At 62.9% G+C, this 14913-nt stretch carries 10 protein-coding genes and 6 pseudogenes; 5 read left to right on the top strand and 11 right to left on the bottom strand.

The genetic code is table 11. From position 1 onward, the window contains the following. Window positions 1-59: 59 nt before the first annotated feature. The 3 genes from K2L43_RS19005 to istA form a co-directional block, all read right to left on the bottom strand. On the bottom strand, window positions 60-395 hold the full coding sequence (locus K2L43_RS19005) for an isochorismatase family protein (protein ID WP_231403488.1): 336 nt from the start codon (window positions 393-395) through the stop codon (window positions 60-62). Window positions 396-685: 290 nt separating this feature from the next. Beyond that, a complete protein-coding gene (gene istB, locus K2L43_RS06265; protein ID WP_011804279.1) occupies window positions 686-1450 on the bottom strand; it encodes an IS21-like element helper ATPase IstB in 765 nt (254 codons plus the stop codon). Beyond that, entirely contained in the window at window positions 1447-3051 is a 1605-nt protein-coding gene (gene istA / locus K2L43_RS06270) for an IS21 family transposase (protein ID WP_034303860.1), read from the bottom strand. Before istA ends, istB begins: the two co-directional genes overlap by 4 nt. Window positions 3052-3385: 334 nt before the next feature. Here istA and K2L43_RS06275 point away from each other — a divergent pair, with 334 nt between their 5' ends. Further along, window positions 3386-4375, top strand: a complete 990-nt coding sequence (locus tag K2L43_RS06275) for a GlxA family transcriptional regulator (RefSeq protein ID WP_009516242.1) — start codon at window positions 3386-3388, stop codon at window positions 4373-4375. Window positions 4376-4399: 24 nt separating this feature from the next. On the opposite strand, the gene K2L43_RS06280 is transcribed toward K2L43_RS06275, so the two are convergent. Continuing rightward, window positions 4400-5035, bottom strand: a complete 636-nt coding sequence (locus tag K2L43_RS06280; protein ID WP_035624309.1) for a LysR substrate-binding domain-containing protein — start codon at window positions 5033-5035, stop codon at window positions 4400-4402. A 119-nt stretch (window positions 5036-5154) separates the two neighbouring features. Between K2L43_RS06280 and K2L43_RS19015 the strand changes: the two are divergent. Then, window positions 5155-5298, top strand: a pseudogene (locus K2L43_RS19015) (transcriptional regulator); the annotation flags it as partial. 68 nt (window positions 5299-5366) lie between these two features. Then, a pseudogene (locus K2L43_RS06285) lies at window positions 5367-6167 on the top strand (IS256 family transposase); the annotation flags it as partial. Window positions 6168-6206: 39 nt separating this feature from the next. Here the strand turns inward: K2L43_RS06285 and K2L43_RS06290 are convergent. Beyond that, a protein-coding gene (locus K2L43_RS06290; protein WP_103738857.1) for an IS3 family transposase occupies window positions 6207-7405 on the bottom strand; the annotation gives its coding sequence in 2 pieces (ribosomal slippage) (window positions 6207-7138 and window positions 7138-7405; 1200 coding nt in all). Window positions 7406-7469: 64 nt separating this feature from the next. On the opposite strand from K2L43_RS06290, the pseudogene K2L43_RS06295 reads away from it, so the two are divergent. Both K2L43_RS06295 and K2L43_RS06300 read left to right on the top strand, forming a co-directional pair. Further along, a pseudogene (locus K2L43_RS06295) lies at window positions 7470-7898 on the top strand (transposase); the annotation flags it as partial. Window positions 7899-7937: 39 nt separating this feature from the next. Next, window positions 7938-8093 (top strand): annotated as a pseudogene (locus K2L43_RS06300) (helix-turn-helix domain-containing protein); the annotation flags it as partial. Window positions 8094-8124: 31 nt separating this feature from the next. Here the strand turns inward: K2L43_RS06300 and K2L43_RS06305 are convergent. The 6 genes and pseudogenes from K2L43_RS06305 to K2L43_RS06330 form a co-directional block, all read right to left on the bottom strand. Next, window positions 8125-8892 (bottom strand): LysR family substrate-binding domain-containing protein, encoded by a 768-nt coding sequence (locus K2L43_RS06305; RefSeq protein ID WP_041836219.1) that lies wholly within the window; start codon window positions 8890-8892, stop codon window positions 8125-8127. Between the two features lie 147 nt (window positions 8893-9039). Further along, on the bottom strand, window positions 9040-10128 hold the full coding sequence (locus K2L43_RS06310; RefSeq protein WP_011803559.1) for an IS5-like element ISDisp1 family transposase: 1089 nt from the start codon (window positions 10126-10128) through the stop codon (window positions 9040-9042). Window positions 10129-10211: 83 nt separating this feature from the next. After that, window positions 10212-10340 (bottom strand): annotated as a pseudogene (locus tag K2L43_RS06315) (LysR family transcriptional regulator); the annotation flags it as partial. Between the two features lie 208 nt (window positions 10341-10548). Continuing rightward, window positions 10549-13668, bottom strand: a complete 3120-nt coding sequence (locus tag K2L43_RS06320; protein ID WP_011804653.1) for an efflux RND transporter permease subunit — start codon at window positions 13666-13668, stop codon at window positions 10549-10551. After that, window positions 13665-13868: pseudogene (locus K2L43_RS06325) on the bottom strand (copper-binding protein); the annotation flags it as partial. The pseudogene K2L43_RS06325 and the gene K2L43_RS06320, both read right to left, overlap by 4 nt. Before the next feature lie 42 nt (window positions 13869-13910). Beyond that, window positions 13911-14891, bottom strand: a complete 981-nt coding sequence (locus tag K2L43_RS06330; protein ID WP_011804654.1) for a copper resistance protein B — start codon at window positions 14889-14891, stop codon at window positions 13911-13913. Between the last annotated feature and the right edge of the window lie 22 nt (window positions 14892-14913).

Below are 14913 nucleotides of genomic sequence, written 5' to 3' on the forward strand. Positions count from 1 at the left end.
AGGTTCGACGGTACCGTGGCCAGCGGCACCATTCCTGTCGCTGACCACTGCATTTCGCCTTATTGCAACGATGTGCCCGAGCGCACCACGACGGCGTACAGATCGGCAATCGTCGCCAACGCGCCCTCATGCAGCACCTCGGCCGACACATTCACCACGCCCCTTCGGATGGGCCGCGTCGCGCATGCATCGGCCACCATGGTGGGCTGGTTGCCGCGTAGAAACGCACCCTCGGCGGTGAACGTCACGCACATGTGAGTCATTAATCCCATGACGATGACCTGTTTGTTACCGGCCGCCTCAACGCGCTCGCCCAAATCGGTGCCGACGAATGCATTGGGCGCCGTCTTGACGACCACGGGCTCGTTGGACAGCGGCGCGACGGCGGGATGAATCTGCCGATCTTGGCGGCGAGGTCGTAGGGCGAGCCCTCTCCACCATCGTGAACGACATGGATGCTGTTGGTGCCGGCGGCGCGCGCCCGGGTCAACAGTTCAGATGCCGAAGCCAGCGCCGGCTGCCAGCCGGCCAGTTCCATGACGCCGCGCGTGTAGGTGTTCTGGTAGTCCACGAGGATCAAGGTGGCACCGTCTAACGTGGCCGGTGTGGGGTCCAGTCCCCCGATGGCCAGTCCAAATTCCCCCACCTGTGGCCACCCCAAATTCCCCAGGCAAGACCGGTTGGATTATGACGACTCAGTGCCGATGGCGATGCGTGCGGCGGCCTCTTTGAGCCGGTAGCTCTTGCCCTCGAATTCCAGCATCGTGCAGCGGTGCATGAGGCGGTCCAGGATGGTGGTCGCCATTGTGGCGTCGCCCAGATAGCGACCCCAGTCCTGCACCACGCGGTTGGAGGTCACCACGATGGCGCGGCGCAGCTTGTAGCGCTGATGCACGATGGCCTGCAGGACCTCGGCGGCGTGCTCGCTGATACGCCTGGCCAGGAACAGATCGTCCAAGATGATCAGGTCAGGCTCCACCCACTCCTTGAGCAGGCCGATGCGCTCGGTGGCACTTGCCAGCGCGTAGCGGGCGAATTCGGCGTCGGCCTCGAGGTAACGCACATCGTGGCCGCCCAGCGTGGCCTGGTAGGCGATGGCCTTGGCAATGTGAGACTTGCCGGTGCCGGGTTTACCGACGATGAGCGCGTTGGAACCCTCGGCGATGAACTTCAGGGTGTGCAGCTCAAAGCAGGCCGCGCGGGGCAGCTTGGGGTTGAAACGCCAGTCGAAGTCGGCCAGGCTGACCTTCTCGTCCAGACCCGAGCGCTTGTAGCGGCGCTCTGTCAGGCGCGATCGGCGCCGGTCGAGCTCATCCTGAAGCATGGCGGCGAAGGTCTGCAGAAATGGCTCCTGGGCGACCTGGGCCTGCATCACGCGGGTCGACAGGGTCTCGGCAATACCCGACAGGCGCAGCTGGCGCAGCGCGCGCTCGATCTCGACCATGTTCATGGCTGGCTCCCAACTGCGGCGGTGGCCGCAGCGTGGGCAAACAGGTCACCGTATTCATCGGCATCGCGGATCAGCTCGTGCTGCTGGGTCAGGGTCGCCGTGGTGGGCGTTACATGCTCGCCACCGGCCTGGGTCTCGATGGCTTCAAGCGCATCGGCAAAGAGCGCCTCTGTCAATGCCTGGACGCGCTTGAAGCTGTAGATGCCCTGCTCCAGAGCCTGGGCGCAAGCGGCGTTGACACAATGCGCCGGATATCGGCGCACCAGGCCGACGATGCCCCAGAGCTTGCGCTGGCCCACCCGGCCCTCGATGGCAAAGAGCAACTGGCACAGCCGGGCGGCGTGTTCGCCAATCTGGCCGGCCTGGCGCAGGATCAGGCGGGTCTCACGCGAGGGGTTGAACACCCGCTCATCCTGGGGCAGCACCACGGTGCCGGGGCGTTCAGCCTTGGGGTGACTGCGCAGCAAGGTGCCGGTTTGCAGATCAAAGATCTGGATGCGCTGGGCGAAGATGCGCACCCGCACCTTCGATCCGATGACCGCCGGGCGCGCGGCGTAGCTGCTGTGCTCCACCCGCACACAGCTGTCGTCGCACACCGTGCGCTGGACCTCTTCGAAATACTGCATGCCCAGCAGTGGCAAAGCTTTGAGGTGGGGGCGTTCTTCCGCGAACATGGCCTGCACCTGGCGCCGCTCGGTGCCGTGGATGCGCTTGGCTGCCCAATTCTTCTCCCATTGCGCCAGGAAGGTGTTCTGCTCTTCGATGGACTCAAAGCGCCGGCCCTTCAAGGCCGTGGCCTGGGTGTGGCCGATGGCGTGCTCTACCGTACCCTTGCGGTTGGGGTCACGCACCCGGGCCGGGTCGGCCACCACGCCGTAGTGCGCCAGGGTGGCGGCATAGACCGGGTTGAGTTCGGGCTCATACAGGTCGGGTTTGATGACGCCCTCTTTGAGGTTGTCCAGCACCACGTACTGCGGGCAGCCACCGAAGTGGCGAAACGCGCGCTCGTGCAGCTCGGCCCAGACCTGCTGGCTGGACTTCCAGACCACGTGCCGAAAGCTGGCCCGCGAGTAGCGCAGCGTGGCCACGAACAGGCGCGGTTTGCGGTACCGGTTGCTGCCCGGCACCCGGGTGGGTGCACCCTCACCGTAGTCCACCTGCATCTCCTCTGCGGGCAGGAAGGACAGGCGGTCGAATTGTTCGGGCTCCTTGTGACGCAGCCGGGCCACGAAGCGTTTGACCGAGTTGTACTGGCCGGCAAAGCCGTGGACATCGACCAGGTCCTGGTAGATGGCCGTGGCGTTGCGCTTGAGACGCAGTTGGGCCTCGATGAAGTCGCGGTACGGCTCGCATAGGGAGGCGGCCACTGACGTGGGAGCCGGTGGCCAGGGTGGGGGAATTTGCGCGGCCACGTGAGCGGCCATGGCATCAGGGCCGGTGGCCACCCCGGGGGAATTTGACTGCTCGGCCTGCCGGCGACGTTGGTAACTCCTGACGGTCTTGCGGTCGATTCCGGTGATGCGCGCGATCTCGCGCTGGGTGCTGCCACGCTCGAGCAGCGTGTAGACGGTGGCCCGTTGGTTGGGTTTCAAGACATTCACTCCTTGGCCTCCCCTCGGGGAAGACCAGAACTACTGTCCTGCCAACAGGTGCCAGCGGCGCCGGCGTTTACCCCCTGTCCCCGATCAACTCAGGTGGGGGAGTTTGAGGTGGCCATCAGTGGGGGAGTTTGGGTGGCCGCCGGGGGTCCAGTCCGTTGAGCTGGCGCAGCGTGGTCGAGGAGTTCATGGTTGTACTTCCTTGAATGGGAAATGGAGGATCCGGCCATCAGAAATGACCGCCTCGTCATGCTAGAAGCGCAGCGGAATGTCGGCAATGTCATCTAACATGTAGATTCAGACATTGCGGTGCGCGGGCACCCACGGAGCTTGCAGCATGGCAAACATCAAGCGCCTCATCGTCATGGTGCTGTTCGAGCACGTCTATCTGCTGGACGTGACCGGTCCGGCCGAGGTGTTCTCACTTCTTCAGCGCGAGATGGACGAGCCGACGGGCTACGAGGTGGTGTTGGCGGCTGCGACGCTTGCGCCCGTCATGACTTCGGCCGGTGTGCGTGTACTGCCCGATACGACATTCGCCGACCTCGCCCCCCGTAGGATCGACACCCTCGTGGTGCCGGGCGCGGTCGAGGTCGATGCGCAGCGACGCGTGCGCGCCGTCGTAGCGCCTTCGGTGGTGGTATCTGTGAGGGCGCTTGCAGGCCATACCCGACGCCTCGCGTCCGTGTGCGTGGGCGCGCATGTCCTGGCTGCGGCAGGCCTGCTCGAAGGCCGTCGTGTCACCACACATTGGTCCACCGCGCAACAACTCGCTGACGAGCACCCGGAGGTCAAGGTGGATGCCGACCCGATCTTCATCCGCGACCGTGATGTCTGGACCGGCGCCGGCCTGACCGCCTGTCTGGACCTGGCGTTGGCTTTGGTCGCCGATGACTTCGGCGAGCGGTTGGCGCTGCGCGTGGCGCGCCAACTGGTGATGTTCCTAAAGCGCCCGAGTGGGCAAAGCCAATTCAGTGCCTCGCTGGAACCGGCGTCCAAGACCCGGCGCATGGATGCGCTGCGCCACTACATCATGCGCTGCATCGGTAAGCCCATGAGCATCGCGGAACTGGCCGAACAGGCACATGTAAGCGATCGGCAACTGACCCGCATCTTCAAGACGGAATTGAACATGACGCCGGCCGCTTACATTGAATCGGTGCGCGTGGAGATGGCGCGCAATCGGTTGGAAACCACCGACGAACCGCTTGAACGGATTGCCACAACCTGCGGCTTCAATACCACTGACGCGCTCAACCGCGCATTCCGCAGGACCCTGGGCACCACGCCGGCCGAGTACCGCAGCCGGTTCAGGACAGTGTGCTGATCGCGCCCGCCTCGCCTGTCACTATCAGATCGTAACTGCAACCTGCAGCGCTCTGCGCTCGAACCGCTCGGTCGCCGGAGTGGCTTGTACGTAGGGCCGCTGGAGGTACGTCACGACCTCGTAGGGGCCGTCGGCGAGCGATCGCATACTGAGTCCCCATCCGTGAGCGCGCTCGATGCGCGATTGCGTAGAGATTCCCACGCCATAGCCTGCGGCGACCTTGAGCGCCAGCATCTCGAAGGAAGCCACGTACTGCGTGCTCTGCTGCCTCACCGCAGGAAGTGAAGACAACCGCTGATCCAGCAAAGGGCAACTCTCTGCCTGCCAGCGGAAGACAGGGTGATCCAGCAAATCGGCGATCGCGAGCTTGGCGTGATCCATCAAAGAGGATCGCAACGGCATAGCAACTGCCATGTGCTCGATCCACAAGGGTTGTGTATGGAGAGCCGAATCGGTCGCTCCTTGAAGCGACATCGCTGCGTCGTAATGGCCATCCTTCAGTCCCGCAAGAATCTCGTCACCTCTGACCTCAAGGAGCGCTATGGTGACCTCTGGCTCTTCGGCGCGTTGGAGCGCAAGCAGGTCCGAAAGCCTCGATGACGTTACGCCTGGCGCTATCGCAAGCCTGAGATGGGGAGGTTGGCTGATGACGGTGGGCATGTGAGCCTATAAAAGCGAAAAAGCAGATCAGGTTCAGCCAACATGAATTAATAGAGTGAAGTTTAACGTCTATAACTTTAACGTGGTTAATTTTTGCGGATTATTCGACGCTTCTGCTGATGCAGAAGCCCACTATTCAGCCAGGTCGTCCCGCTGGCACATCTACGTATGAGTCCGCTCCAGCAATGGCGTTTGGGCAGGCCGTACGCGCAGCGCGTGTCGCTCAAGCAATCGCTCAAGACGAGTTCGCAGCCCTGGCAGGGAGGGTGTGCAGAATTTTGTGTAAACGGACAATCCACCGCCGGCGTAAGCCGGCCTGTCCGTAAGCACAATGAACACCAAGAAACACGACGTACCCGAAGAACTGCTGTCTGGCCTGCTGGCCAACTACAAGAAGCCCGAAGACCTCATCGGCGAGAACGGTCTGCTCAAGCAACTTACCAAGCTGCTGGTCGAGCGAGCCCTGGACGCTGAGCTGACTGAGCACCTGGGCCATGAACGCAACGAGGCGGTGGCCAACCCCGCTGGCAACACCCGCAACGGCAAGAGCAAGAAGACCCTCAAGGGCGAGTTCGGCGAATTGCCCATCGAAGTGCCACGCGACCGCCATGGCAGCTTCGAGCCTCAGCTCATCCCCAAGCACCAGACCCGCTGGGCCGGCTTCGACGACAAAATCATCTCGCTGTACGCCCGTGGCATGACGGTGCGCGAGATACAGGCCCACCTCGAAGAGATGTACGGCACCGAGGTCTCACCCAGCCTGATTTCCTCGGTGACAGATGCCGTGGCCGACGAGGTCAAGGCCTGGCAGGCCCGACCGCTGGAGCCGATTTATCCCATCGTCTATCTGGACTGCATCCATGTGAAGGTGCGCGAGGGCGCGGTGCGGGTCAAGGCGGTGTACCTGGCCATCGGCATCACCATGACGGGCGACAAGGAGGTGCTGGGCCTGTGGCTGGCCCAGACCGAGGGCGCCAAGTTCTGGCTGCAGGTGGTCACCGAGTTGCGCAACCGGGGCGTGCAGGACATCTTCATCGCCTGCGTCGATGGGCTCAAGGGCTTCCCTGACGCCATTGAGGCCGTCTTTCCCAAGGCGGTGGTGCAACTATGCATCGTTCACATGGTGCGCCACTGACCTTGCCCCTGTTTCGTGTAGCTCTTAACCCACGGTTCACGCGGCCTTTTTACGCTGTGCCTCGTACCAGCGCTGCTCGTACTGCATCGGGCTGAGGTAGCCCAGCGACGAATGCAGCCTTCGGTGATTGTAGAAGGCCATCCAGTCCATCACCGCCTGCCTGGCCTGCTCACGGGTAGCAAATTTGCACCCATGTACGCTGGCTGTTTTCAGCCGGCCCCAGAAGCTCTCGGTCGGTGCGTTGTCCCAACAGTTACCCTTTCTGCTCATCGATGAACGCATGCCCCAGCCCTTCAAGGCATCCTGGAACTCATGGCTGCAATACTGGCTGCCCCGGTCGCTGTGGAATATCAGCCCAGGAGGCGGCCTGCGGCGCCACCACGCCATGGCCAGCGCGTCCTTGACCAGGCTGGCCTGCATGTGCGGCTGCAGGCTCCAGCCCACCACCTGACGGTTGAACAGGTCGATGACCGCAGCCAGGTACAGCCAGCCCTCGTCGGTTTGGATGTAGGTGATGTCGCCACTCCAGAGCTGGTTGGGCGCCTCGGGGTTGAAGCGCCGCTGTACCAAGTCGGGCGCCACCGGCAGGCTGTGGCGGCTATCGGTGGTCACCACGAACTTGCGTTTGGTCTTGGCCCTGATGCCGTGCTGCTGCATGAGCTTGCGCACCCGGTCTTTGCCCACTCGGATGCCCCGGGCCAGCAGTTCCTTGTGCATGCGTGGCCAGCCGTATTCCCCCTTCACCTCGGCGTGGATGGCGCGCATGTACGCCAGCAGGGCTTCGTCGCTGTGACGCCGGGCAGGTCCACCGTGGCCAGACTCACGCCGGCGCAGCCAGTTGAAGTACCCGCTCGCGCTGACCTCCAGCACCCCGCAGGACACACTCACCGGGTACAGCTTTCTCATTTGGTGAATCCAGGCGTACCTCGCAGCGTGTCCTGCGCGAAGTACGCCGCGGCTTTTTTTGCGATGTCGCGCTCCATGCGAAGGCGAGCATTCTCTGCACGCAACCGGGCTATCTCCATCTGCTCGGGCGAGACTTGGATGCCCTTGTCACCACCGCCCGCACCGTCCAATTCTCCCTTGGCTGACAGCCGCACCCAGTTGCCCAGGCTCGCTTTGGGGATGCCCAGTACCTTGGCCACCACCGCAATCGCCTGACCCGAGCGGACCTGCCGAACAGCCTCCTGCTTGAACTCTCGCGTGTACTGCGCACGCACCTGCTTGTCACTCATCTCTGAACTCCTTGTCGGTATCTTCAACAAGGGTTAAGAACTCCACTTTTCAGGGGCAACCTCACACAGCCTGAACTACGTCTCATGGAAGCGCCGCAAAGAGGTGGCTGCCGACCTGCGCCGCATCTACACGGCCGCCACCGCCGAGGAGGCCGAGCTGATGCTCGGGGAATTCGAGGAGCGCTGGGATGCCGAGTACCTGCCCATTGGCCAGTCCTGGCGCAGGAACTGGAGCCGACTCATCCCGTTCTTTGACTACCCGCCGGAAATCCGCAAGGTCATCTACACCACCAACGCCATCGAGTCGGTGAACATGGGCCTGAGGAAGCTGACCAAGAACCGGGGCTCATTCCCCAGCGATGAGGCGCTGAGCAAGCTGTTCTACCTGGCCCTGCGCAACATCAGCCAGAAGTGGACCATGCCCATCCGGGATTGGAAGGCTGCGCTGACCCGCTTTACCATTCAGTTCGGAGACCGCATCTCCGTCAACTGAAGTCCGAACCGTTTACACAAAAATTCGGACACGCCCCTGGCAGGCATTTCGCGCTCGCACATGGGCAAGATCGAGCGTGGCGAGCATGTACCCACGCTCCCCCTCATACTTAAAATTTCCATGGCGCTCAAGATCAGTGCGGCCGAATTGATCGCGGCAACGGAAAGCAATCTTCGCAATCCAACCGAGGCCTGAGATCGAGCGTTCCGAAGGGCAGCACCTTCCCTCAGTCACCCGAGTGTTCGCGCAGGCGCACGATAAATCGCTCCAGCGCCTCCGGCAAGTCGTCGCTATCGGGCCGAAGCAGATAGGTGGTGATCACCGCCGAATCAACGGCCAGGGGACGGACTACGACATCAGGACGCTGGCTGACTGCGATCCTGGCCGCGGTTGTGAAGCCGACACCATAGCCTGCGCCAACCAAGGTGAGCATCATGTCGAGCGAAGACACCTGCTCAGCGACGTTGGGTTCACGTTCCAGCGGCCGCAAGAGCCGGGCCAGTTCACGGCAGTAGCCTTCGCATACCTGTGGGTTGCACAGCACCAGAGGATGGCAGGCGAGTTCGTGCAGGGGAATCTTCTTGTGCGACAACAGCGGGTGCCTAGGAGGCATCGCGACCACCAATGGATCCTGCCAGATTGTTTCGGCCACGATGCCTTCGCCCACATCGGCAGCGTGCGCAAATCCGATGGTGAAGTCGCCTGATCGGAGTCCTCGCACTTGCTCGGCCAAGGGCACTTCGGACAGGCGAATCTCGATCTCCGGCTCTTCCTCGCGACAATGGGCCAGGAACGCCGACAGCCGAGGATCAATCGCGCCGTCGGATACGGCGATGCGCAGGCTCCCTTGTGAGCCCGCTGCTACCGCTTTGACGTTCTCCCGTGCTTGTTCCAATACGGTAAACAATCTGCGAACGTCCTGCAGAAAGGCGACGCCCGCGGAGGTCAGCAGAGTTCCACGTCGATTTCGATCGAAGAGCACCACTCCTAACAGGCCGTTGAAAAAGTGCTTTTCGAACGCATCAGGGACGCTGAGTGCGAAGACACGAGCTGCCCAGACGCGTCTGCGCAGCGATTGCAACGGCCCATCTGGCCGGTTTGCAGGCCCTCCCGCCCATTTCGGGCGCACGTATCCCTGGGCTCACGCATGATGCGCGTCCCACCAGCCGCCGATGCTGCCCATTCGCACAAGGTTGTAGGTGGCAAAGCACAGCAGCGCCTGGCCCGTGAGCTTGGCCTGACCGATCAGCTTGGTCTTTGCCAGACCACCGACGGTCTTGATCCAGCCAAAGGCCTCTTCGATGCGCTTGCGCACCTTCAGGCTGGTCTTGTAGCCCTCGTGCCGTGTCACTCGCGCATCCACCGCCGAGTGTTTGTCCTTGGCCGCCACGTGGGGCGTGACTTTGAGCTTTCTGCAGCCTTTGATGAAGGCCTTGCTGTCGTAGCCCTTGTCGGCACCGACCGTGGCCCGTTTGTTCCTGTTGCCCCGACGCTCCAACATGGCCAGCGCCGCCTCGCGCTCGGCCGTGCCGCTGGCGTGGGTGATCTCGACATCCACGATCAGCCCGTTGCGGTTCTCCATGAGGATGTGCCCCATGTGGCACAGGCGGGATTTGTCGCCCTGGCTCTTCTTGAACAGCCGGGCATCGGCGTCCGTGGTGCTCTCGTGGGTGTCGTTGCAGCGCTCCTGCCCCTTGAAGTCCACCTCGGGGTTGCGCCCAGGCGGCGTGCCGCTGTCGTCGTCTTTGCGCTTGAAGCTCTTGTGCGAGGCCCAGGCGTCAATGAGCGTGCCGTCCACGCTGAAGTGCTCGTCGCTGGCGAGCTTGCCCCACTGGGCACTGAGCTTGACGCGCTCGAAGAAGGCGCGGGCGAGGTCTTCGTTGAACAGACGTTCGCGGTTGGCGCTGAAAGTGGAGTGGTCCCAGACCTTGTCTTCGATGTTCAGGCCCACGAACCAGCGGTACAGCAGGTTGTAGTTGATCGCTTCGACCAACTGGCGCTCGCTGCGGATGGAGAACAGGATCTGCAGCAGCAAGGCCTTGAGCAGCATCTCCGGTGGCACCGATGGGCGGCCACGGCGGGCGTACACCGCTTCGAACTCGCGGTTCATGGTTGCCAGCAGCGCATCAACCACCGCGCGCAACTTGCGCAGCGGGTGTGCCTGCGGCACGCGCTCTTCAAGGCTGATGTAGCTGAACATCGCCCCCTGGAAATCTTGACTGCCTCTCATCGTCCTCGTCTGGGTCGTTCACCGATGGCTTCAGATCGTAGCGGCCAACGCGGGCGTCGGCGGGGGATTTTTCAACGGCCTGCTAACTCATCCTCAAGTTCCTTGATGGCTCGGGACAGCGGGGGTTGCTCGATATGCAGGCGCTCCGCCGCTCGGGTGAAATGCAACTCTTCTGCTAGGGCTACAAAACAACGAAGGTGTCGCAATTCCATGGATCAGTGCCCCAAGATTGAATGCATGAATTGCTTAACCATTGTTCAGGTCACCCCTGACAGAGTGATGAGCAGATGATTATTTTCTTGTAAAGATCAATGCAATAGGAAGTCCTTGCCAGAGAGAAATGCTCCCGGCTTCTGCGCGGGCGGCTTGATCCCTCGCGTCCAGCAGGGCCTCGTCGTGAGGCCCTGCCGCGTTGCAACGTTAGCGTGGCTTACGCATCAGCAGGTAGGCAGCCGGAATCACGAACAGCGACAGCAACGGTGCGGTCACCATCCCGCCGAGCATCGGGGCTGCTATGCGGCTCATGACTTCAGAGCCCGTGCCGCTGCTCCAAACAATGGGTACCAGGCCCGCCAGGATGACCGCAACGGTCATCGCTTTTGGGCGCACGCGCAGCACCGCCCCTTCCCGGATCGCATCGAGCAGTTCTTCTCGCGTCGGTTCGCGTCCATCGGGGCAACGTTCCGCCAAGGCCTGCTTCAGATAGATGAGCATCACCACGCCGAACTCCGCCGCCACACCTGCCAGCGCGATGAATCCCACGCCGGTGGCGATGGACAGGTTGTAATTCAGCAGGTACAGGAACCAGATGCCCCCCGTGAGCGCGAAGGGCAAAGTCGCCATGATCAAGCCCGCTTCGTCCACACGCGCGAAGGTCAGGTACAACAGAACGAAGATGATCAACAGGGTGGCAGGCTCCACAACCTTCAGGCGTGCATTGGCCCGCTCCATGTATTCGAACTGCCCGGAGTAGGTGATGCTCACACCCGGCTCCAGCTTGACCTGCTGCCCGATGGCATCGCGCAGTTCATTGGCCACCGAGGCTAGATCACGGCCGCGCACATCGACATAGACCCAACCGGAGGGCCGTGCGTTCTCGCTCTTGAGCATGGGCGGCCCATCGGTGATCGCGATGCGTGCCACGGTCCCCAACGTAATCTGCTGACCCATCGGCGTGAAGATGGGGAGTTCTGCCAGCCGTTGTGGTGAATCACGCCATTCTCGCGCGTAGCGCAGATTGATCGGAAAGCGGGCAAGCCCCTCGACCGTCTCCGAGACGTTTTCGCCACCCACCGCGCCGGCGATGACCGCCTGGATATCGGCGATGTTCAGGCCGTAGCGACCGGCGGCTACGCGATCGATCTGAACATCCACGTAGCGCCCGCCCGTCAAGCGCTCCGCGAGTGATGACGTCACGCCGGGAATGCCCTTGGCGACCTGCTCGACCTCTGCAGCGATGCGATCGATCACGCCCAGGTCGTTGCCAGTCACCTTCACCCCGATCGGGCTCTTGATGCCGGTAGCCAGCATATCGATGCGATTGCGGATAGGGGGAATCCATATATTGGACAGGCCCGGGATCTTCACGGCACGATCCAGCTCTTCCACGAGCTTCTCGGGCGTCATGCCTGGACGCCATTGTTCCCTGGGCTTGAGCTTCACCGTGGTCTCGAACATCTCCAGGGGCGCCGGATCGGTCGCAGTTTCGGCCCGTCCTGCCTTGCCGAACACCTTGTCCACTTCAGGTACGGTCTTGATCATGCGGTTGCTCAGCTGCAGCAACTCCGTGGCGCGCTGCGCCGAGAGTCCCGGCAGGGCCGAGGGCATGTAGAGCAGGTCCCCTTCGTCCAACCTCGGCAGAAACTCACCGCCGAGCCGCGCCAAGGGCCAGGCCGTGGTCGCCAAGGCCAGCACGGCGATCAGCAGCGTCGCCTTGGGCCGGCGCAGTACCCACTCCAGTGCTGGCCGGTAGGCTGCAATCAGGATGCGGGTAATGGGGTTCTTCTGCTCATCTGGGATACGCCCGCGAATCCAGTAGCCCATGAGTACGGGAATCAGCGTCACCGACAGCCCTGCGGCCGCAGGCATCGCGTAGGTCTTGGTGAATGCCAGCGGGCCGAACAGCCGGCCTTCCTGCGCTTCTAGGGTGAAGACCGGGATGAACGAGAGCGTGATGATGAGCAGCGAGAAGAAGAGCGCAGGACCGACTTCCTCCGCGGCCTGTGTGATCACGTCCCACCGTTCCTTGCCCTGCAGTCGTTGATTCGGGTGCGCGTGCTGCCAAGCCTCCAGCTTCTTGTGGGCGTTCTCGATCATCACCACCGCTGCATCCACCATCGCCCCCACGGCGATGGCAATCCCCCCCAGCGACATGATGTTGGCGTTGATGCCCTGGTAGCGCATGACCAGGAACGCCGTCATCACGCCCAGAGGTAGCGAGATGATGGCCACCAGCGCAGAACGAAGATGCCAAAGGAACAGTGCGCAGACCAGCGCCACCACCAGAAACTCTTCGCCCAGCTTGGTCGTGAGATTGCGAATGGCCCGCTCGATCAGCGCGCTGCGGTCGTAGGTGGTGACGATCTCGACGCCCGGCGGCAGGCTGCCCTGCAGCTCCGCCAGCTTGGCCTTGACGGCAGCGATCGTCTCCTGGGCATTCTTGCCGGAGCGCAGCACCACCACGCCGCCGGCGACCTCGCCTTCTCCGTCGAGTTCCGCAATGCCACGCCGCATCTCCGGGCCTATCTGGAGCATCGCCACATCCCCCAGCCGCACCGGCACACCGCCGCGTGCCGTCAAGGGGATCTCCCGGAACTCGTCCAGGGTCTTGAGGTATCCGCTCGCGCGGACCATGTACTCCGCGCCTGACAATTCCAGGACGGAGCCGCCGGTCTCCTGGTTGGCCGCCATCAGGGCATCGCGGACTTGAGCCTGACTGAGGCCATAGGACGCCAACTTGATCGGGTCGAGCACGACCTGGTACTGCTTGACCATGCCCCCCACCGATGCCACCTCGGCCACGTTGGGCAGGCTCTTGAGTTCGAACTTCAGGAACCAGTCCTGCAACGCACGCAGTTGCGCCAGATCGTTCTTGCCCGTGCGATCCACGAGCGCGTACTGGAAGATCCAGCCGACGCCTGTGGCGTCCGGACCCAGGGCCGGCTTCGCCGTGGCGGGCAATCGGCCCTGGACCTGGTTCAGGTATTCCAGTACCCGTGAGCGGGCCCAGTACAGGTCGGTTCCGTCCTCGAACAAGACATAGACGAACGAGTCGCCAAAGAACGAGAAGCCGCGCACGGTCTTGGCCCCTGGCACCGACAGCATGGTGGTGGCCAACGGGTAGGTGACCTGGTTCTCGACGATCTGCGGCGCCTGTCCTGGGTAGTTGGTGCGAATGATGACCTGCACGTCTGACAAGTCCGGCAGCGCATCCACGGGCGTGCTGCGAACGCCCCACACGCCCCATGCCGTGAGCATGGCGGTGGCCAGCAGCACCAGGAAGCGATTGGCCACCGACCATCGAATCAGCTTGGCGATCATGGCTGCACCTTTTCGATGGCCGTGATCACGTAGTCCTCACCTTGCTTGGAGAAGGTGAATCGCACCTGCTGCCGAACCGAAAGACCCGCGGCGAGCTGCGGGCTGCTCAGCTTGAAGCCCATGGTCATGGCCGGCCATTGGAGGGCCGGCACGGCCTCGTGCGCCAGCGTCAGCTCGGTGGGCGACATCTCCTCGATTGTTAATTTCCACGCAAAACTGACCCGCCTCAAACCCGCTAGGTTCTAGAACCAGAATCGCACGCCAGCCACCCAGCGCGTCTGCTGCGCACGGCCGCCTTCGGCACGCACATAGTCCGCGGTGCGTCCGAAGCTGCCCGCCCGTTCCACGCCGATATAGGGGGCGAACTGGCGACTGAATTCATAGCGCAGGCGCAAGCCAGCAGACGCTTCGGCCAGGCCCTTGCCGATACCGCGTTCCGGGTCGTCCTTGCCATAAAACTGCAACTCGGCGCGAGGCTCCAGAATCAGTCGCTGGGTCAGCAGCAGCTCGTAGCTGCCTTCGACACGCAGCGCCGTACGTCCACCACTTCCCAGGTAGCCCGTCGCCTCCAGCTCGAACCAGTAGGGGGCGAGGCCCTGGATGCCGAAAGCCAACCATTGACGGCTCGGGCCTTCCCCGTTATCCACCCGAACGCCGAGCTGGGTGTCCCAGTACGGTGCGACGGCGTGCCCCCAGAGAAGCTCGGTACGCGATTCTTCGAGCTTTCCTTTGGCGATATCGCCTTCGGCCTTCACGACGGCCTTGTTGTAGGTCGTCCCATACCACGCCTGGAGGTCGTAGGCCGTGGAGTCGTCTCCTTTGCGCGTGAAGCGGCGTTCCAGAGTTTCGCCGCGCAACGAAAAGAACCTGTGTTCGTCGGCCAGCATCAGCCGCGGCACACCGGGTACGGCGTAGTCGCCCGATCCCAATGTCAGGCCATTGGAGTAGCCATGCGGATCGCGGGCGTCAGGAGGCGCCGACCCGCCCTGCATCTGCATGTTGCCGTGATCCATGGCCGGGGCCGCGGTCGAGCCGCTCGCCGACGTCGCGTGACCCGCGTGCGGGTCGGCGGCAGGAGCCACGGTCTGAGTGGATGGCGCGGCCGTTTGAGCGTCGGCCTGGCCGTGCGCTGCATGGTCGTTCTGTGCTTGTGCCTGGGCGGCGACGCTTACCAGGGCCAGAAGCGTCGTGGCCAGTGCGCGAGTGGGGAGTGCTTTGGACATTCTTGGTCTTCCTTGTGCGCTG

The organism is Diaphorobacter sp. MNS-0, assembly GCF_019602835.1.
GTDB classification, from domain to species: domain Bacteria; phylum Pseudomonadota; class Gammaproteobacteria; order Burkholderiales; family Burkholderiaceae_C; genus Diaphorobacter; species Diaphorobacter nitroreducens.